This window comes from Actinomadura geliboluensis (assembly GCF_043197915.1).
In the GTDB taxonomy this organism is placed as follows: domain Bacteria; phylum Actinomycetota; class Actinomycetes; order Streptosporangiales; family Streptosporangiaceae; genus Spirillospora; species Spirillospora geliboluensis.
In genome coordinates this window covers 40,215-56,597 of sequence record NZ_JBICUA010000018.1, presented here as the reverse complement: position 1 = coordinate 56,597, position 16,383 = coordinate 40,215, and the positions used below count along the sequence as shown (strand labels likewise).

19 protein-coding genes, 2 tRNA genes and 1 pseudogene are annotated in these 16,383 nt (G+C 72.7%); 13 read left to right on the top strand and 9 right to left on the bottom strand.

The features are described from left to right. Together ACGFI1_RS40605 and dnaN are read left to right on the top strand one after the other, a co-directional pair. On the top strand, positions 1–513 hold the full coding sequence (locus tag ACGFI1_RS40605) for a methylated-DNA--[protein]-cysteine S-methyltransferase (RefSeq protein WP_138636770.1): 513 nt from the start codon (positions 1–3) through the stop codon (positions 511–513). A 67-nt stretch (positions 514–580) separates the two neighbouring features. After that, positions 581–1,726: a DNA polymerase III subunit beta gene (dnaN, locus tag ACGFI1_RS40600; RefSeq protein WP_392792979.1), complete on the top strand. Its 1,146-nt coding sequence runs from the start codon at positions 581–583 to the stop codon at positions 1,724–1,726. Here the strand turns inward: dnaN and ACGFI1_RS40595 are convergent. Further along, the gene (locus ACGFI1_RS40595; protein WP_392792977.1) at positions 1,693–2,613 is read right to left on the bottom strand and encodes a hypothetical protein; all 921 of its coding nucleotides are present in this window, start codon (positions 2,611–2,613) and stop codon (positions 1,693–1,695) included. The genes dnaN and ACGFI1_RS40595 overlap by 34 nt on opposite strands. A gap of 212 nt (positions 2,614–2,825) precedes the next feature. Continuing rightward, the gene (locus ACGFI1_RS40590) at positions 2,826–3,389 is read right to left on the bottom strand and encodes a helix-turn-helix domain-containing protein (RefSeq protein ID WP_301173844.1); all 564 of its coding nucleotides are present in this window, start codon (positions 3,387–3,389) and stop codon (positions 2,826–2,828) included. A gap of 139 nt (positions 3,390–3,528) precedes the next feature. Here ACGFI1_RS40590 and ACGFI1_RS40585 point away from each other — a divergent pair, with 139 nt between their 5' ends. From ACGFI1_RS40585 to ACGFI1_RS40575, 3 genes are all read left to right on the top strand, one after another. Then, complete coding sequence (locus tag ACGFI1_RS40585) at positions 3,529–3,936, top strand: HIT family protein (protein WP_386874913.1); 408 nt, start codon at positions 3,529–3,531, stop codon at positions 3,934–3,936. Positions 3,937–4,044: 108 nt separating this feature from the next. After that, positions 4,045–4,725, top strand: coding sequence for a B3/B4 domain-containing protein (locus ACGFI1_RS40580; RefSeq protein WP_392792976.1), 681 nt, complete (start codon positions 4,045–4,047; stop codon positions 4,723–4,725). Then, the gene (locus tag ACGFI1_RS40575; RefSeq protein WP_392792975.1) at positions 4,725–5,588 is read left to right on the top strand and encodes an EamA family transporter; all 864 of its coding nucleotides are present in this window, start codon (positions 4,725–4,727) and stop codon (positions 5,586–5,588) included. Before ACGFI1_RS40580 ends, ACGFI1_RS40575 begins: the two co-directional genes overlap by 1 nt. 59 nt (positions 5,589–5,647) lie before the next feature. Here the strand turns inward: ACGFI1_RS40575 and ACGFI1_RS40570 are convergent. From ACGFI1_RS40570 to ACGFI1_RS40560, 3 genes are all read right to left on the bottom strand, one after another. Continuing rightward, a tRNA-Ser gene (locus tag ACGFI1_RS40570) sits at positions 5,648–5,732 on the bottom strand. A 10-nt stretch (positions 5,733–5,742) separates the two neighbouring features. Further along, positions 5,743–6,180, bottom strand: coding sequence for a tRNA adenosine(34) deaminase TadA (gene tadA, locus ACGFI1_RS40565; protein WP_392793058.1), 438 nt, complete (start codon positions 6,178–6,180; stop codon positions 5,743–5,745). Between the two features lie 76 nt (positions 6,181–6,256). Beyond that, positions 6,257–6,694: a tRNA adenosine deaminase-associated protein gene (locus ACGFI1_RS40560; protein ID WP_392792974.1), complete on the bottom strand. Its 438-nt coding sequence runs from the start codon at positions 6,692–6,694 to the stop codon at positions 6,257–6,259. A 186-nt stretch (positions 6,695–6,880) separates the two neighbouring features. Between ACGFI1_RS40560 and ACGFI1_RS40555 the strand changes: the two genes are divergently transcribed. Continuing rightward, positions 6,881–8,206 (top strand): alkaline phosphatase family protein, encoded by a 1,326-nt coding sequence (locus ACGFI1_RS40555; protein WP_386874917.1) that lies wholly within the window; start codon positions 6,881–6,883, stop codon positions 8,204–8,206. 60 nt (positions 8,207–8,266) lie between these two features. Here ACGFI1_RS40555 and ACGFI1_RS40550 read toward each other — a convergent pair whose 3' ends face one another. Together ACGFI1_RS40550 and ACGFI1_RS40545 are read right to left on the bottom strand one after the other, a co-directional pair. Further along, positions 8,267–8,752: a tRNA adenosine deaminase-associated protein gene (locus ACGFI1_RS40550; RefSeq protein WP_138641691.1), complete on the bottom strand. Its 486-nt coding sequence runs from the start codon at positions 8,750–8,752 to the stop codon at positions 8,267–8,269. 155 nt (positions 8,753–8,907) lie between these two features. Further along, positions 8,908–9,120, bottom strand: coding sequence for a hypothetical protein (locus tag ACGFI1_RS40545; RefSeq protein ID WP_387068688.1), 213 nt, complete (start codon positions 9,118–9,120; stop codon positions 8,908–8,910). 309 nt (positions 9,121–9,429) lie between these two features. On the opposite strand from ACGFI1_RS40545, the gene upp reads away from it, so the two are divergent. The 7 genes and pseudogenes from upp (at position 9,430) to ACGFI1_RS40510 (ending at position 15,762) form a co-directional block, all read left to right on the top strand. Continuing rightward, entirely contained in the window at positions 9,430–10,068 is a 639-nt protein-coding gene (gene upp / locus ACGFI1_RS40540; RefSeq protein WP_301173848.1) for a uracil phosphoribosyltransferase, read from the top strand. 190 nt (positions 10,069–10,258) lie between these two features. Beyond that, positions 10,259–10,516 carry a hypothetical protein gene (locus ACGFI1_RS40535; RefSeq protein WP_138642380.1) on the top strand — a complete coding sequence of 86 codons (258 nt, stop codon included), beginning with the start codon at positions 10,259–10,261 and terminating at the stop codon, positions 10,514–10,516. A 138-nt stretch (positions 10,517–10,654) separates the two neighbouring features. Beyond that, a complete protein-coding gene (locus ACGFI1_RS40530; RefSeq protein WP_171069554.1) occupies positions 10,655–10,813 on the top strand; it encodes a hypothetical protein in 159 nt (52 codons plus the stop codon). 7 nt (positions 10,814–10,820) lie between these two features. Then, a pseudogene (locus ACGFI1_RS40525) lies at positions 10,821–11,330 on the top strand (PH domain-containing protein); the annotation flags it as partial. A 507-nt stretch (positions 11,331–11,837) separates the two neighbouring features. Further along, on the top strand, positions 11,838–13,319 hold the full coding sequence (locus ACGFI1_RS40520) for a helix-turn-helix transcriptional regulator (protein ID WP_301173849.1): 1,482 nt from the start codon (positions 11,838–11,840) through the stop codon (positions 13,317–13,319). A gap of 154 nt (positions 13,320–13,473) precedes the next feature. Beyond that, the gene (locus ACGFI1_RS40515; RefSeq protein WP_392735746.1) at positions 13,474–14,181 is read left to right on the top strand and encodes a FadR/GntR family transcriptional regulator; all 708 of its coding nucleotides are present in this window, start codon (positions 13,474–13,476) and stop codon (positions 14,179–14,181) included. 321 nt (positions 14,182–14,502) lie between these two features. Then, positions 14,503–15,762 carry a CynX/NimT family MFS transporter gene (locus ACGFI1_RS40510; RefSeq protein WP_392792973.1) on the top strand — a complete coding sequence of 420 codons (1,260 nt, stop codon included), beginning with the start codon at positions 14,503–14,505 and terminating at the stop codon, positions 15,760–15,762. A 6-nt stretch (positions 15,763–15,768) separates the two neighbouring features. Here ACGFI1_RS40510 and ACGFI1_RS40505 read toward each other — a convergent pair whose 3' ends face one another. Together ACGFI1_RS40505 and ACGFI1_RS40500 are read right to left on the bottom strand one after the other, a co-directional pair. After that, positions 15,769–16,077: a type II toxin-antitoxin system VapB family antitoxin gene (locus ACGFI1_RS40505; RefSeq protein ID WP_392792972.1), complete on the bottom strand. Its 309-nt coding sequence runs from the start codon at positions 16,075–16,077 to the stop codon at positions 15,769–15,771. A 216-nt stretch (positions 16,078–16,293) separates the two neighbouring features. Next, positions 16,294–16,378, bottom strand: a tRNA-Ser gene (locus ACGFI1_RS40500). Between the last annotated feature and the right edge of the window lie 5 nt (positions 16,379–16,383).

Genomic DNA, 16,383 nt, shown 5'->3' with positions numbered 1-16,383 from the left:
ATGACTTCACACGTCGTCCTGGACAGCCCCGTCGGCCCCCTCACCGTGGTGGCCGTAGACGGTGGCCTGGCCGGGCTCTACATGGAGAAGCAGCGCCACCTTCCGCCCGAAGAGACCTTCGGCGCACCCGGTGACCCTGATGCAGAACCCTTCGCGACAGTCGCCAAGCAACTCACCGCGTACTTCGCCGGGGAACTGACCGAATTCGACGTTCCGCTCAACCTTCGCGGGACGCCCTTCCAGCAGCGGGTCTGGGCGGCGCTCCAGGAGATCCCCTACGGCCGGACCACGACGTACGGCGAACTCGCCGTCGAGATCGGCAGCCCGTCCGCGTCCCGCGCGGTCGGCCTCGCGAACGGGCGCAACCCGGTCAGCGTCATCGTCCCCTGCCACCGCGTCGTCGGCTCCACCGGCTCCCTCACCGGCTACGGAGGCGGCCTCGACCGCAAGCGCTACCTGCTCGACTTCGAGCGCAAGACGCGCACCGCGGCCGAGGAGGCGACTCTCTTCTGACGCGTTCTGTCAGACCCTCCGGCTACCGTGCAGGGCGTAGACGCTCACCGATGGAAGGCTGACCGAGGTGGAGTTCCGAGTCGACCGGCAGACGCTCGCCGACGCCGTCGCATGGGCGGCGCGGACGCTCCCGACGCGTCCCGCCCTCCCCGTCCTCGCGGGCATGCTCATCGAGGTGACCGAAAAGGGCGAGCTCACGCTCGCCGGGTTCGACTACGAGGTGTCGGCCCACGCCCGTGAGGACGCCGACGTCGCCGAGCCGGGCCGGGCGCTCGTCCCGGGCCGGCTCCTCGCGGACATCGTCCGGAACCTGCCGCCGCACCCCGTGGAGGTTTTCACCAAGGGCTCCGAGGTGGTGGTCCGCTGCGGCCCCGCCGAGTTCGGCCTGCTGACGCTGCCCGTCGAGGACTACCCCACCCTCCCCGAGCCGCCCGCCCGCGCCGGCACCGTGCCCGGCGACCTGTTCGCCGCCGCCGTCGCCCAGGTCACCCCGGCCGCCGGGCGCGACGACACGCTGCCCATGCTCACCGGCGTCCGCGTCGACATCGAGGGCGACACGATGTGGCTGGCCTGCACCGACCGCTACCGCATCGCCGCCCGCGAGCTGACCTGGTCGCCCGACGACCCCGCCTTCACCGCCGGCGTCGTCGTGCCCGCCCGCACCCTCGCCGACACCGCCAAGGCGATCAAGCGCGGCGCGGAGGTCGCGATCGACCTCGGCGGCGCCGGCGACACCCTCATCGGCGTCTCCGGCGGCGGCCGCCGCATGACCAGCCGCCTGCTGGACGACCAGTACATCAACTACCGGTCGCGGCTCACCGGCACCTGGACGTCCGTCGCCGAGATCCGTGTCGCGCCGTTCGTCGAGGCGATCAAGCGCGCCGCCCTCGTCACCGAGCGCGGCACCCCGATCCGGCTGGCCTTCACCGCCGACGAGGTGCGCATCCGCGCCGCCACGGGCGACTCCGCCCGCGCCAACGAGGCCCTGCCCGCGTCCCTCACCGGCGACGACATCGACATCGCGTTCGCCCCCCAGTTCCTCCTGGACGGCCTCGCCGGCATCGACACCGAGTACGCCCGCCTCGAATGCGCCGGCCCCACCAAGGCCGCCCTCCTCACCGCCATCCCCGACAAGAAGGACGACGAGGAAGCCCCCGAAGAAACCGACACCGGCTACCGCTATCTGGCCATGCCCGTCCGCCTGACCTCCTGACCCGCCGCACGCGTCGGCCGGGGCACGGACCGCAGGACGGCGGCCATCAGCGTCAAGCCGACCGCGATGCTCACCAGGTGCTGCACGACGGCCACCGACGTGTATTCGGCGGTCGCGAAGCCCCCGGGCCGGAGGATCGCCATCGGCAGCTTCCAGCCGCTCCACGCGAACAGCGACCCCGAAGCCGCGAAGGCCAGCGTCATCGGAACCCACCGCGGCAGCCGGGCGGGCCGACCGCCCGTGAGCGCCCACACGCTCCATGCGCCGAGCAGGGCCCACAGCGCCGAACTCCCGTTCAGCAGCCGCCCGTTCAGATCCCAGTGATCGCGGTGGGCCGGGTCGAGGCCGACCGTTCCGCCCAGCGCCCAGTACGTCCAGAGCAGCCCCAGCGCGACGGCCGCCGCCCCCGCCACCGCGACCACCGGCGACGGACGGCCATGCCCGTCCCCGACCCGGCCGGCGAACGCCCTCGGCCATCGCTCCCGCAGGTAGATCGGCACTGCCACGGCCAGCCCGGCGGCCATCCCGATGAAGCCGATCGTGAGGAAGACCGTCTCCCACTGCGGAACCGAGCCGGAGTCATCCGATCCCGAACCGTCCCCACCCGAGCCGCCCCCGAACGCGCCGATCACCCCGCTGACCAGCGCGTACGGAAGCATCGGAACCAGGAAGCCCGACCCCACCCACGAGAAGAAGACCACCGGTGCGGCGGGCAGCCGGCGCCCCCAGGGCCGGGCCAGCGCCAGCCCCAGCGCGACCCCGGTCACCGCCATCATCACGGTGACGGAGTTGAGCGCCACCCAGTCGGCGGTGCCGAAGTCGTCCGGACGGTGCCCGAGTAAGGCCGCCGCGACCCACACGACCTTGACGACGAGATACAGCGCCATGCTGAGTGCTGCGCCATATCCGGCGAACCGACCCACGGCGCTCCGCCGCGCGTCCACTGCTGGAAGCCTTGCCGAACCCTCCACCTCGGACTCTCCCTGCTTGAGACCCGACCGACAACGGTGAGCCTCCCGGAGCCGTCCGTCCCGCAGCACCCGCCACGGAAGGAAATGCGGCAGATCCACTCCCCCGTACGGGGGAAGCAAGACGGGACTTAGAGGTCCAGCACGGCGAGGATGAAGCGGACCTCGTCGTCGCCGGCATTCCCGTACGAGTGAGGACGGTCGCCGACGAACACGGCCGCGGCCCCCTCCTCGACGAGATCCGTCCGGCCGTCCACGCCGAGCGTCAGCGTGCCCTGCTCCACGTAGACGATCTCCTTGGTGCCGGGCACATGCGCGTCGCTCTCCCGCGTCTCCCCGGGTTGCAGCACCCAGTTCCACAGCTCCAGCGACGGCCTCGGGTCGCTCCCGGCCAGCAGCGTCCCCGTCCCGCCGCGCTCGCCCTCCCACAGGACGACGTGCCGCTCCGGCCGGAACATCCGCACCGGCGGCTCCTCCTCCACCTGCACGAGCCGCGTCAGCGGCACGCCGAGCGCGTCCGAGATGCGGATGAGCGTGCCCAGGTTCGGGTTGCCGCGCCCCTGCTCCAGCCCGACCAGCACGCCCTTGCTCACCCCGGCGCGTCCGGCCAGCTCGTCCAGGCTCCATCCGTGACCGGCCCGCAGCGCCCGCACGGTCCGCGCGACGGCCTCCCCGATCGCCTCCTGCCCGCTCAAGCGCCCTCCCGGCCCCATCGTCTCCGCACGACCAGTCTCCCGCAGCACCACCCGGCCCCGAACCGGCGGCACACACTCTCCGCCCCGCCGCCCGTGCGCGTTATGGCGGAAGCGAAGGCGCCGGTGAATCATCAGGCGGATGAGCCCCTGCACCTTCTGCGAGATCATCGCCGGTCGGCTGCCGTCCTACCGCGTGGCCGAGGACGAGCACACGGTCGCATTCCTGGACATCGCACCTGCCAACCCAGGACACACCCTGGTCGTACCGCGCGCGCACGCGGCGAACATCTGGGACATCCCCGCAGCCGCCTACGGTCAGGTGGCGCAGATGGTCCACAAGGTCGCTGCCCTGCTGAGCGCGACCCTCGCACCGGACGGCCTCAACATCGTCCAGGCCAATGGTGAGGCGGCCTGGCAGGAGGTGTTCCACCTCCATGTCCACCTCGTTCCCCGTTGGCACGGTGACGACCTACGCCTGATGTGGCACGCGACGGAGGCGGAACCCGACGAACTGGCTCAAGTCCAGCAGCGCTTGACCGCCACCTGACGGGACCCCGCCTAGGCGAGCGCGCCGCGCCGATCCTCACCGGCCGTTGTTCGGACGAGGCCGCGGTCGGTCGGTATAGTGGTATCGGCGTTTCATTAAAGTGACCGTATGGAGGGTTCGAGGATGTTGGAGCAGGTCGTCGTGGACGAGGCCGTGCGGGAGCTGCGTCCCGACTTCGCCGTGCTCGTGATGACCGCGGAGGGGCTGGCGAACGGGCCCGGGGACGCGGAGTCGGAGGCGTGGCTGGCCGAGGCGGCGGCGAAGGCCGATGCCGAGGACCCACACGTCGAGGCGTGGCGCGAGGCGTACCGGGCGTTCGGCGCCAAGCCGCAGCGGACGCGCCCGTCGGTCGACGCGCTGCTCCGGCGCGCGGACGCGCTGCCGACCATCAACAAGGTCGTGGACGCCTACAACGCGGTGAGCGTCGCTTACGCGCTGCCGATCGGCGGCGAGGACCTCGACGCCTACCGAGGGCCCGCGCGCCTGGTCCGGGCCTCGGGGGACGAGCCGTTCGACGTCATCGCGGGCGGGGAGCCCGCCGTCGAGCACCCGAACGCGGGCGAGGTCGTGTGGCGCGACGACGCCGGCGTGACGTGCCGGCGGTGGAACTGGCGCCAGTGCGTCCGGACGCGGCTGACGGAGGACACGAAGAACGGCCTCTTCCTGCTGGAGAGCCTCGCGCCCTACCCGATGGAGCGGCTGACCGAGGCGGGCGACCGCCTGGCGGAGCTGCTGCGCGCGATCTCGCCGGACGTCCGGATCGGAAGTCGGCTGCTCGGCGGACGGTGATGGTCACCGTCCTTGCGCTGAGCGCCGCGCTCGCCTACGGGGTCGCCGACTTCCTCGGCGGCGCCGTGGCGCTCAAGTCCACGGCGTTGAAGGCACTGACCTGGTGCGTCCCGATCGGGCTCGTGGTGGTGCTGGTGGCCGCACTGCTCGGCGGTGGGAGCGCGAGCCCCGGGCCGCTGGCATGGGGGTTCGCGGCGGGGATGAGCGGCGGCGCCGGCCTGATCGCGTTCTACCGGGCGCTCGCGCGGGGGCCGATGAGCGTGGTGGCGCCGGTGTCCGCGCTGGCGGCGGCGGTGCTCCCGGTAGCCGTGGGGATCGCGAAAGGCGAGCGGCTGGACGCGTCCGTGCTCGTCGGAGTGCTGCTGTGCCTTGTCGCGATCGGGCTGGTCAGCATGGAGGCCGGGGACGGCGGCGCGGCCGCCGCAGGCCGCCGGCTGGACTCCGGCCCGATCATGGCCGCCGTCTCCGGCACCTGCTTCGGCGTCTTCTTCGTCCTGCTGGAGGCGGCGGGGGACGGCAGCGGCCTGTGGCCGATCGTCGGCGCCCGCGTCGGCAACCTGCTCGTCGTGGTCGCGGCGGTGCTGTTCCTGGTCGCGCGCGGCCGCGGCCTCGGCCCGCGGGTGTCCGGACGGACGCTGATCGGGCTCGCGCTGCTGTCCGGGAGCCTGGACGCGGGCGCGAACGTCCTGTACTTCCTCGCGGTGCACGACGGCCTGCTGAGCCTGGCCGCCGTCCTCACCTCGCTCTACCCGGCGATCACGGTGCTGTTAGCGCGGATCGCCTACAGCGAGCGCCTGCGCGCCGTCCAACGCGTGGGCCTCCTCGTGGCCGCCGCCGGTGTGGCCTTGGTCACGGTCGGCTGAGACCCAGAGCAAAGGGCACGAGAAAAGGGCCGCGACTCCGTCGCGGCCCTCGGTATGAGCGGTGGTGGTGGGATTCGAACCCACGGAAGGTTGCCCTTCACACGCTTTCGAGGCGTGCGCCCTCGTCCACTAGGCGACACCACCGCGGGAGAGCCTACCCGACTCTGCGGCGCGCGAAGAACTCGATAAGCGGTGCGGCGCACTCGTCGGCCATCAGTTCGGCGATCACCTCGGGCCGGTGGTTGAGGCGCCGGTCCCGGACGACGTCCCACAGCGACCCGATCGCGCCCGCCTTCGGGTCGACCGCCCCGTACACGATCCGGTCGACGCGCGCCTGGACGGACGCCCCCGCGCACATCGTGCAGGGCTCCAGCGTGACGACCAGCGTGCAGCCGGACAGCCGCCACGTGCCGAGGGACGCCGCCGCCTCCCGCAGCGCGACGATCTCCGCGTGCCCGGTCGGGTCGGCGGACGCCTCGCGGTCGTTGCGGCCGGTGCCGATGACCTCGCGGGACGCGTCCAGCACGACCGCCCCGACGGGGATCTCCCCCGCCTGGGCGGCGGCCCGCGCCTCGTCCAGCGCCCGCAGCATCGCCGGGACGTACCGCGCGAGGACGGGATCGGTCGCACCGCCCGCCGGATCGGACGCGTTCGCGGGGCGGCGGGGCTCAGTCACGGAGGCGGTCGAATTCCTCGCCGAAGCCGGCCTGCTCGGCGACCGCGAGGAGCGCGTCGCCGGGCAGCGCGCGCTCGCCGAGGTCGGCGAGCCGCTTGGCCTCGACGCCGAGGTCTTCCAGCAGGGCCGGGTCGCCGCCGGAGTCGCCGTCCGGGATCTCGCCGACGAGCTGCTGGAACAGCGCGCCGAGCCCGTCCTCGCGGATGGTGGACACGAAGGCGCGGGGCTCGTCCTCCCCGTCCAGCCGGACGACCGCGAACCAGTCGTCGTCCTGCTCGATCAGCAGCAGCACCGGGTCGCCGTAGGACTCGACGGCGGCCTCGCGCATCAGGTCGGCGACGTCGTCGACGTGGTCGGCCTCGGCGAGCACGGCCTCGGCGCCGACCCAGCCCTGCGGGGTCCGCGCGAACACGGCGGCGAAGTAGGACACGTGCTCATTGTGACCCACGGGGATGTCGCGGTCACACCCCTCGTGCGCGGTCGAATCCGGACACCGTTCCCCGCCCACGGTTGTGAATAAACTTCAGGTTCTGTCCGGTGGCGGACGGCCGCCGTCCTTCCCCCGCGTCCCGGAAGTCCGGATACTGCACAGCGGTCCCCATCCGGGAGGAACGCCATGAGCGCGGACGAACTGAGCAGGCGCGGGTTTCTGGCGGGGACGGCGGGCGCCGCGGCGATCCTGGCGGCGGGCGCCGCCGGCGGGTCGTCCACCGAGGCCCACGCCGCCCAGCTCGCCGCGACGAAACGGGCACCCGTCGCCGAACTCCCCGATCCGGCGGAGTCCGGCATCGACCACATCGTGGTCGTGATGATGGAGAACCGGTCCTTCGACCACTACCTGGGCTGGCTCCCCGGCGCGGACGGCCGCCAGGCCGGCCTCACCTTCACCGACGCCGACGGCAACGAGCACGGCACCCACCATCTGAAGGTGCCGTGGGGCTGCGGCTTCCAGGACCCCGACCACTCCTACGCGGGCGGGCGCGTCGAGTACAACGACGGCAACTGCGACGGATGGCTGCGCGCCGGGAACAACGACGTCTTCTCCATCGGCTACTACGAGGGCCCCGACCTGGGCTTCCACGGTCACGCCGCGCTCGACTGGACGGTCTGCGACCGCTACTTCCCCGCGATCATGTCGTCCACGTTCCCCAACCGGATCTACCAGCACGCGGCGCAGACCGATCGGATCTCCAACTCGCTGACGATCTCCGAAACCACCACCATCTGGGACCGGCTGAAGGCCAAGGGCGTCTCCTGCCGCTACTACTTCAGCGACGTCCCGTTCACCGCGCTGTGGGGGCTCCGCCACCTCGACATCAGCCGGAGCATCTGGGAGTTCCGCGCCGACGCCCTCGCCGGGCGGCTGCCCGCGGTCAGCTTCGTCGAGCCCGGCTTCCTCGGCGAGATCTTCCTGCCCGGCATGTCCGAGGACGAGCACCCGCTCGCCGACATCCGGTTCGGGCAGGCGTTCCTGAACGAGGTCTACACGGCGCTCGTCACGTCGCCGAACTGGCCGCGCACCCTCTTCGTGATCAACTACGACGAGTGGGGCGGGTTCTTCGACCACGTCCCGCCGCCCACCGGCCCCGACCCGCGCCCCGACCTCGGCACCGGGCTGCGCGGCTTCCGCGTCCCGTGCCTGCTGATCTCGCCGCGGGCGCGGCGCGGCGCCGTCGCGCACGAGGTGTACGACCACACGTCCGTGCTGAAGGCGATCGAGTGGCGCTGGGGCCTGGAGCCGCTGACCGTGCGGGACGCCGCCGCCCGCAACATCGCCGAGGTCCTCGACTTCACCAACCCGCCGGACACGCGCGCGCCCCGCTACGACGCCAGGCGCCCCATCAGCCTCGGCTGCCTGGACCCGGCGCACAGCCACACGGGCGACGACTGGGCCGGCCTGCACGACTACGCCCGAACCCACGGTTTCCCGACATCCGCCTGATCAGGGACTGCCGGACGTGGACTCCGCCGTCAGGCGCGCAGGGGGCGAGAGAACAGGGGATCAGGGGACGGCGTCGAGGGCGCGCTCGAAGGCCGGCGCGAAACCGACGCGGCCGGCGATGCTGAGCAGCATCTCGTCCGGGTACAGCTCCAGGTCGCCGGAGATCGCGCCGAGCTCCATCTCGTCCAGCCCCAGATCGGCGAAGATCGACATGTCGCCGACCGGGAGGACCTGGTCGAGCTCCTCGTCCTCCGGGATCGGGATGTCGAGGTAGTCGAGCACCTGGCCGGCCAGCGGCCAGTCGACCGAGGCCGTGACGTCCGACAGGAACACCATGACGTCGTCGCCGAGGAGCCGGATCGCGACGAAGAAGTCGTCGCCGACCGAGACCAGCCCGACCGTGCCGCCGAGGCTCGGCTGCTGGCGCAGGGCATGGATCAGCCCCGCGAGGTCCTCGGTCAGCGCCACCGGGAGGATCTCGGCCTCCCAGCGCTCGTCTTCCCGGTACACCACGACGGCGAAGTCCGTCGCGTCCACATCCGTCATTTCCACCCCACCGGCGCGTCTCCTGCCAGGGCATGGTCGCAGATGCGGCGCGCAGACGCGTGCCCCACCGTCAAACTCGGCGCCGCACCCGGCGGTCAGACCGGGAGTCGGCACCACGTACTGGTACCTGGCGCCAAGAACCTATCCAATCCCCATCAATTGATGCGGAAGGTGCGGCGCCGCAGGGCCGCGTGGATCCGCGCGCGGCGGGACCGGTGCGGCGTCACCCGGGCGCGCAGCTCGCGGGCCTCCGCCAGCTCGCGCAGGAAGATGGCTCTGCGGCGCAGATGCTCGCGCACCTGCTCGGGGGAGATGTCGCCCTGCGGGCCGGGGCGCGGCGCGGGCTCCTCGCCTGTGACTTCGGTCACCGCGGCGTCCGCCGCGGGGGGAGCGGCCTCGGAGGCGGCGTCGGAGGAGGAGGCGGGAGTGGCGGGTTCGGAGGGTCCAGGAGCGGCGGTCGGCGGGGGCGCGGCCTCCCGCGACGGGCCCGGCGGTCCGGCCGGACGGGGGGAGGCGGGCGGGCCGGGCGCGCCGGACGCGGATTCGCGCGGCCCCGCAGCTCCTCTCGGCTGGTGCTCGCTCTCGCTGTTCATACCGCCATACTGCCCAGCTCAGCGGCGTCCTATCCTAGATCGGCAAGGTCCGGCCGGGCGGCCCGGGTGGGCTACGGTGACCCCATGCAGACCCTCGCCGTCGACCACCCCCTCGTCGCGCACAAGCTCACCACGCTGCGGGACGTCCGCACCGACTCCCCCACCTTCCGGCGCCTGGCGGACGAGCTGGTCACCCTGCTCGCCTACGAGGCCACGCGCGACGTCCGGGTCGCGGAGGCGACCGTCCGGACCCCCCTCGTCGAGACGCACGGCGTCCAGCTGGCGAGCCCGAAGCCGCTCGTCGTGCCGATCCTGCGCGCCGGCCTCGGGATGCTGGACGGGATGACGCGGCTGCTCCCGACCGCCGAGGTCGGCTTCCTCGGCATGATCCGGGACGAGGGCACGCTGCAGGCCCAGACGTACGCGACCCGCCTGCCGGACGACCTGTCCGGGCGGCAGTGCTACGTCCTCGACCCGATGCTCGCCACCGGCGGGACGCTCGCCGCCGCGATCCGGCTGCTGATCGACCGCGGCGCCGACCACGTCACCGCGATCTGCCTGCTCGCCGCCCCCGAGGGGCTGGAGTACCTGGAGCGGGCGTTCGCCGACATCTCGGCGCCGGTCCGGGTGGTCACCGCGGCGATCGACTCGCACCTGGACGAGCAGGGCTTCATCATGCCCGGCCTCGGGGACGCGGGGGACCGCCTGTACGGCGTCGTCTGACCCGGCCCGGCCGCGCCGCCGCCTACCGTCCCCACCCTCCCCAAGACCCGACGTGACCTGCGATGTTCGTTCCCGGGCCCAGGGGGTACCACCCGGCTACGGAACGCCGTGCGCGTTCCCTCCGCCGTCCCGGCACAGGGGACCGTCAACGGACCGGGCGGCGCGAGCGATTTCGAGTCGAGGTCACACGATGGCTCACCAAGGGGACGATCGGCCGCGCTACGCCGCGATCGGCGAGCGGCTCACCGAGGAGTTCGACGGGGTGCACGGCGCCGACACGGTGGAGCGGTGCGTCTCCGCCGCGCGTTACGGTGCCGAAGAGGTGACGGGGTCGGCGCCGCCCGATCTCGTGGAGCGCATCGCGCGCCGCCACCTGGAGGTGCTCGCGACGGTCGCGGCCGAGAAGCGCCGCAAGGCGAGCCGGTCGTCGCTGGACAACGCGCCATAGCCGGCCGCGCACGTGCCACCGGCCGGGCTCCGCGGGGGCCTTCGGTGGCGGCAACGCGCTACATCCCTTGCTTTGCCGGTCGGACACGCTGTGCGAAACTGAACCGGGGTCCGTGAGTCGACGCTCCGGGAGGCAGCCGTGCCCGCAAAGAAGTACATGACATGGGCCGCGGTGGCCTTTGTGGCCTTCTACGTCATCCAGCAGCCGGACGGCGCGGCGCAGACCGTGGAGACGGCGGCCAACGGCCTCGCGTCCGCGGCCGGCTCCCTGGCCACCTTCGTCAACGCGCTCGCCTGAGGCCCGGATGAGACTCGTCACCCCCGGCGACTCGGCGCCCGCGTCGGTCAACAAGTACCTGCTCCCGCACGAGAACCAGGTGATCACGGTGCGGCGCCACCCGGCCGTGCTGATGGTCCCGGTCGGGCTCGTCCTCGGCGGCCTGATCATCGCGGGCGTGCTGAGCAACACCGTCGCCAGCGACGCGGGCAAGGTGATCAGCTGGATCTGGTGGGGCTGGCTGCTCCTGCTCGCCTGGTTCGTCTGGCGCGTCGCGGAATGGTCGGTCGACTACTTCGTCATCACCAACCAGCGGATGCTGCTGACCACGGGCCTGATCACCCGCAAGGTCGCGATGATGCCGCTGGCCAAGGTCACCGACATGAGCTTCAAGCGGACGATCGCGGGCCGCATGCTCGGCTACGGCGAGTTCATCCTGGAGTCCGCCGGCCAGGACCAGGCGCTCACCAACGTGGACTACCTGCCCTACCCCGAGCAGCTGTACCTCGAAGTCTGCGAGATGATCTTCCCGAACAAGAACCCGGAGCCGGTGGAGAAGACCCTCCCCCCGCCCCCGCCGCCGCGCCGGCCGAAGAAGACCGAGGACGTCCCCGCGGCCCCCGGCCCCAAGGACGGCGCCGACCCCGAGGCGTGACCCCGCCGCCGAGGACGGCGGCCCGCGCGCAGCGGCGCGACGGGCCGCGTCGATCGCCCGTGGCCTGGTCGGGGGCGGGCGCGCGGTAGACGCCCCCGGTGACGCGATGGCCGGAAAGCGCGGCGGACTGGTCAATATCGGCGGTGACCGAGATCTTGTCCGCCCGTTCGGATACCGTCGGGGAGGTGACAGACGTCGCGACCGCCGGACGACCGGCCGGTACGAACCGGTGCGCCACCGCGTTCCAGCAGCGTGCGCGCGGGCGCCGGACGGGTCCGCGCCGGCGGGCCTCTTCCATCCCCGCTTCCTTGCTCTCGATGTGCGATAACGCGCAATGTGCAATCATGTCGGCACCCCAGCCGCCTGTTTACTTCCGCTAAGTGAGTCCACATGCCGGGTCCAGGCAATGTCGGCGAACGTGTCCGCAACCTGCGGCTGACCAGACGCTTGTCGCAGGCACAGCTCGCCGGTCACGACCTTTCCGACAGCTACATCTCCCTCATCGAGTCGGGTAAGCGCACACCGACCCCGACGGTGCTGCGCATGCTCGCCGAGCGCCTCGGCTGCACCCCGGAGTACCTCGCGGAGGGGGTGGAGCCGGAGCAGCGCGCGCACCTGGAGGTGCGGGAGCGGCACGCCCACCTCGCGCTGCTGCGCGGCGACGCCGCCACCGCCGAGGCGGGCTTCGACGAGGTGATCGCCCGCAGCGACGACCCGGACCTCACGTCCCGCGCCCGCTGGGGGCGCGCCCGCGCCCTGGAGGAGCTGGGCCGGACGGACGCCGCGATCGCGCTGTTCGAGGAGCTGCGCGAGCAGGCCGAACGCGACCCGGGCCGGGCCAGCTGGCTGCCGCCCGTGATCGCGCTGGCCCGGTGCTACCACACCGTCGGCGACCTGGGGCAGGCCATCGCGCTCGGCGAGCGCGCCGTCGAGCGGCTCGAACAGCTCGGGCTCGGCGTCGGCAACGAGTTCACCGAGGCCGGGCGCATCCTGCTGCTCGCCTACGTGGACCGTTCTGACCCGGCGCGCGCGCACGACCTCGGCAGGCGCCTCCTCCACCCCGACGACTCCGCCGAGGCCGAGCCGGTGAGCGTCCACTACCAGCGGGCGAGCATGCGGGCCCTGGAAGAGGGCACCGTCGGCGACTCCCTCTACTTCGCCGACCAGGCGCTGGCGGCACGTACGGATGCCACGCCTGTGCAGAGCCAGGCCCGTCTGGCCCTTGCTGGCGCCAAAGCACTGCTCAGGGGCGTCCTGCCGTTCTCGGTCGTCGCGGCGCCGGGTGCCATGCCGTCCGGTGAGTTCGGGGTCGAGCGTCCGCGCGCCGAAGGGTCCCGTGAGGCCGCGCAGGAGGCCCTGGCTCTCCTCCAGGCCACGGGAGACCTCGAAGGAGACGAGTTCACCGAGAGCACCATCGCCAAGGCGCGCGCGCTGGTCCTCATGGGCGAGCTGGACGACGCGATCGCCACGCTGGAGCAGTTCCTCAACACCGGCCTGGCCCTCGCTCCTCCGACGAGCACCCACAGCGTGACGCCGCAGCCCGGCAGCGACCTCGCCGTCCGCACGCAGAAGAGCGTGCTGGCCAGGCTCGTCCTAGCGCGGGCACGTGTCGCCCAGGGCGACCACACGGCCGCCCAGGTGGTGCTGCGTGCCGCGTCCGAGCAGCTCGCGATGCTGGCTTCGGGCCGTCCGGCGGCACATCTCTACAGGGAACTGGGCGAGCTCTTCGAACTCGTCCAGGACAGCGAGAGCGCGGCCACCGCCTACCGTCAGGCGCTCCAGGCCGCGGGTCTCTCCGCGTCCCAGCTCATGTCGGCGTCCGGTGCGCGGGCTCCGTCCTTCCACGGCCAGCACGACGACCCCGCCCTCTGACACCGGCACACCGTCCGAGCGCCGCCATCGCTGACGTGTGCACGCCCGCGGCCGCGAGGCCGGTGTGAGGCATCTCCCGTCGAACGGGAACAAATCCAGCCTGATCACGCTTTACCCTTAAACGTAGGATGACTGGTTGACCGGAGGTTGGACGATGACGTTGCGCACGGCTCGGCGGTCCTCCCTGGTCGACCAGGTGATCGCCCAGCTCAGGGACGAGATCGTCGGCGGGAACTGGCCGGTCGGCGCCAAGATCCCGCCGGAGCCCGTGCTGGCGGAGTCGCTGGGCGTCGGCCGCAACACCGTCCGCGAGGCCGTCCGCGCGCTCACCCACGCGGGCCTCCTCGAAAGCAGGCAGGGCGACGGGACGTACGTGCGCGCGACGAGCGAGCTGTCCGGCGCCGTCCGGCGGCGCCTGGAGCGGGCGGAGCTCATCGAGATCCTGGAGGTCCGGCGCGGGCTGGAGGTGGAGGCCGCGCGGCTCGCCGCGACCCGCCGCACCGAGGCCGACATCGCCGCCATCGCGGTCGCCCTCGGCCGCCGCGACGCCGCGCTGGCCGCCGGCGCGCACGAGACGTTCGTCGAAGCGGACCTCGCCTTCCACATGGCCGTGGTCGAGGCCACCCACAACCGCGTCCTGACGGACCTGTACCGCGACTTCAGCGCCGCGCTGCGGGCCAGCATCGGAACCGCCGGCGCCCTCCTCGAACACACCGACGTCCCGCACGGCCCCATCGCCGCCGCCGTCGAGGGCGGCGACGCGGACGCCGCGACCCGCGCCACCCACGCGTGTCTGGACCAGATCCTCGCCACCGCACTCGCCGGCCCCCGGCCGGGACGCGAGACCGTGCATGAGCCCTGACCCCCGCGATCCGGAGCGCCGCGACGGCGACGTGATGCGGCCCCCCTGCCGCGCCGCGACCACCTGACGAGCGCCCGACACCGAGGCCCGTGAGCGGGCCGGACCAACACACCGCGCGTCACCCGGACGCGCGGCCCACCGAAGACTTCTCGCCCTGAGCAGGGGAGAACGCCGCTCCTGCGGCCGTCTCCCGCCCCGACGACGGGATCAGTGCGCATGCCGCGCCCGATCGATCCCGGCCGGGCTGCGAAGGCGAACGACGACGACGAAGAAGACGTGCCCGGCCCCCCGCCGGTGCGGACCGACGATGAGCAAGGTGAGATGAACAGTTCTGCGACGACTCCGGTTTCCCGCGCCACGGCCGTCTGGTCGCTGGTCGGGCTGGTCCTGCTGACGGTCAACCTGCGGGCGGCGATCACCGGCATCGCCCCCGTGCTCGGCGAGCTGCGGGACGTCTTCGGGCTGTCGGGCGCCGAAGTGGGCGTCCTCACCACGCTGCCGGTGCTGTGCCTGGGCGTCTTCGCGGCCGTGGCGCCGCTCGCGGCGCGCCGGTTCGGCGCCGAGACCGCCATCGCCGGCTCCCTCGTGATGATCACCGCGGGGATCGTGCTGCGCGTGGTGCAGTCCCCGGTGTCGCTGTTCGTTGGAACGGTCCTGGCGGGCGCGGGGATCGCGATGGGCAACGTCCTCATGCCGGCCGTCATCAAGCGCGCGTTCCCGACCCGCGTGGGCTCGCTCACCGGCCTCGCCATGATGCTCATGGCGGCCAGCGGCGCGATCGCGGCCGGGCTCGCGGTCCCGCTGGACGAGGCCGGCGGCTGGCGGCTCGCGCTCGCCGTCTGGGCCGTCCCGTCCCTGATCGCCGTGCTGGTCTGGGGGCCGCTCGCGCTCCGCGTCCGCCGGGAGCCGCGCGCCGCGGCACCGGCCGCCGCCGCCCCGCGCGGCGAGGGATCGCTGCTGCGCTCCCCGACCGCCTGGCACGTCGCGGCCTTCATGGGGCTGGCGTCGCTGATGTTCTACGTGCTGATGTCGTGGCTGCCGGAGATCATGCAGGACGCCGGGTTCGCCCCCGCGGCCGCCGGGATGATGGTCTCCGCGATGCTGATCGTCGGGATCCCGCTGGGGTTCGTCGTCCCGGTGTTCGCGGCGCGGCTGCGCGACCAGCGCCCCCTCGTCGTCGCCGTCGCCGCGACCATGGTGGTGGGCGTCGGCGGGCTGATGCTCGCCCCGTCCGCCGGCTGGACCTGGGTGATCGTCCTCGGCCTCGGCACCGGCAGCGCGTTCCCGCTGGCGTACACGCTGCTCAGCCTGCGCTCGCCGAGCCCGCACGTGGCGGCGGCGCTGTCCGGGATGGCGCAGACGGGCGGCTATCTCCTCGCGGGCGCCGGCCCGCTCGCCGTCGGGGTGCTGCACGACGCCACGGGCGGCTGGAACGTCCCGCTCGTGCTGCTGCTCGCGCTGGTCGTGCCGGAGGTCGTGTTCGGGCTGCTGGCGGCGCGCCCCGGGTTCGTCCAGCCGGCGCGTCAGCGCACCAGCCCGCAGCAGGCCCGCGCCCTGGAGCCCGCCGCCCGGACCCGCTGACCGGCGTCAGCCCATGTCGACGGCGTCCAGGTCGAGGACGCGCGCGTGCAGGACCTGCCGCTGGTGCAGTGCGGCCCGCAGTGCCCGGTGCAGGCCGTCCTCCAGGTAGAGCTCACCGTGCCACTGGACGACGTGCGGGAACAGGTCGCCGTAGAACGTGGAGTCCTTGGAGAGCAGCGACTGGAGGTCCATCTCCCGCTTGGTGCTGACGAGCTGGTCGAGGCGGACCTGGCGGGGCGGGATCTTGGCCCAGTCCCGGGACGAGAGCCCGTGGTCCGGGTAGGGCCTGCCATCACCGACCGCCTTGAAGATCACACTTCGAGTCTACGGCGTCGGCCCCACCCGGAGAAGGCAACGCAACAACATGCGTCACTCGACTTACGGACTCAGTAAACCAGTTACCGCCCAGGTCAACCGGCCCGTCACTAAGTTCCCTCCACTCGCCGCCCCGCTGGCCGGGCACAAGCGGAGCCGCCCGGGGCCGGGCACGCGAAAGGCCGGTGCCCGTGTCGGGCACCGGCCTCGGTGCGGCGGAGGATGCGAGATTCGAACTCGCGAGCGCTTGCACGCAACACGCTTTCCAAGCGTGCGCCCTAGGCCACTAGGCGAATCCTCCACGGG

Bases quoted from the DNA above. Each gene is read 5' to 3' on its own strand.
- ACGFI1_RS40605 (WP_138636770.1), top strand. From the start codon at position 1: ATGACTTCACACGTCGTCCTGGACAGCCCCGTCGGCCCCCTCACCGTG.
- ACGFI1_RS40595 (WP_392792977.1), bottom strand. From the start codon at position 2,613: ATGGCGCTGTATCTCGTCGTCAAGGTCGTGTGGGTCGCGGCGGCCTTA.
- ACGFI1_RS40585 (WP_386874913.1), top strand. From the start codon at position 3,529: ATGAGCCCCTGCACCTTCTGCGAGATCATCGCCGGTCGGCTGCCGTCC.
- ACGFI1_RS40580 (WP_392792976.1), top strand. From the start codon at position 4,045: ATGGAGGGTTCGAGGATGTTGGAGCAGGTCGTCGTGGACGAGGCCGTG.
- ACGFI1_RS40575 (WP_392792975.1), top strand. From the start codon at position 4,725: ATGGTCACCGTCCTTGCGCTGAGCGCCGCGCTCGCCTACGGGGTCGCC.
- tadA (WP_392793058.1), bottom strand. From the start codon at position 6,180: ATGCTGCGGGCGCTGGACGAGGCGCGGGCCGCCGCCCAGGCGGGGGAG.
- ACGFI1_RS40555 (WP_386874917.1), top strand. From the start codon at position 6,881: ATGAGCGCGGACGAACTGAGCAGGCGCGGGTTTCTGGCGGGGACGGCG.
- ACGFI1_RS40550 (WP_138641691.1), bottom strand. From the start codon at position 8,752: ATGACGGATGTGGACGCGACGGACTTCGCCGTCGTGGTGTACCGGGAA.
- upp (WP_301173848.1), top strand. From the start codon at position 9,430: ATGCAGACCCTCGCCGTCGACCACCCCCTCGTCGCGCACAAGCTCACC.
- ACGFI1_RS40535 (WP_138642380.1), top strand. From the start codon at position 10,259: ATGGCTCACCAAGGGGACGATCGGCCGCGCTACGCCGCGATCGGCGAG.
- ACGFI1_RS40520 (WP_301173849.1), top strand. From the start codon at position 11,838: ATGCCGGGTCCAGGCAATGTCGGCGAACGTGTCCGCAACCTGCGGCTG.
- ACGFI1_RS40515 (WP_392735746.1), top strand. From the start codon at position 13,474: ATGACGTTGCGCACGGCTCGGCGGTCCTCCCTGGTCGACCAGGTGATC.
- ACGFI1_RS40510 (WP_392792973.1), top strand. From the start codon at position 14,503: ATGAACAGTTCTGCGACGACTCCGGTTTCCCGCGCCACGGCCGTCTGG.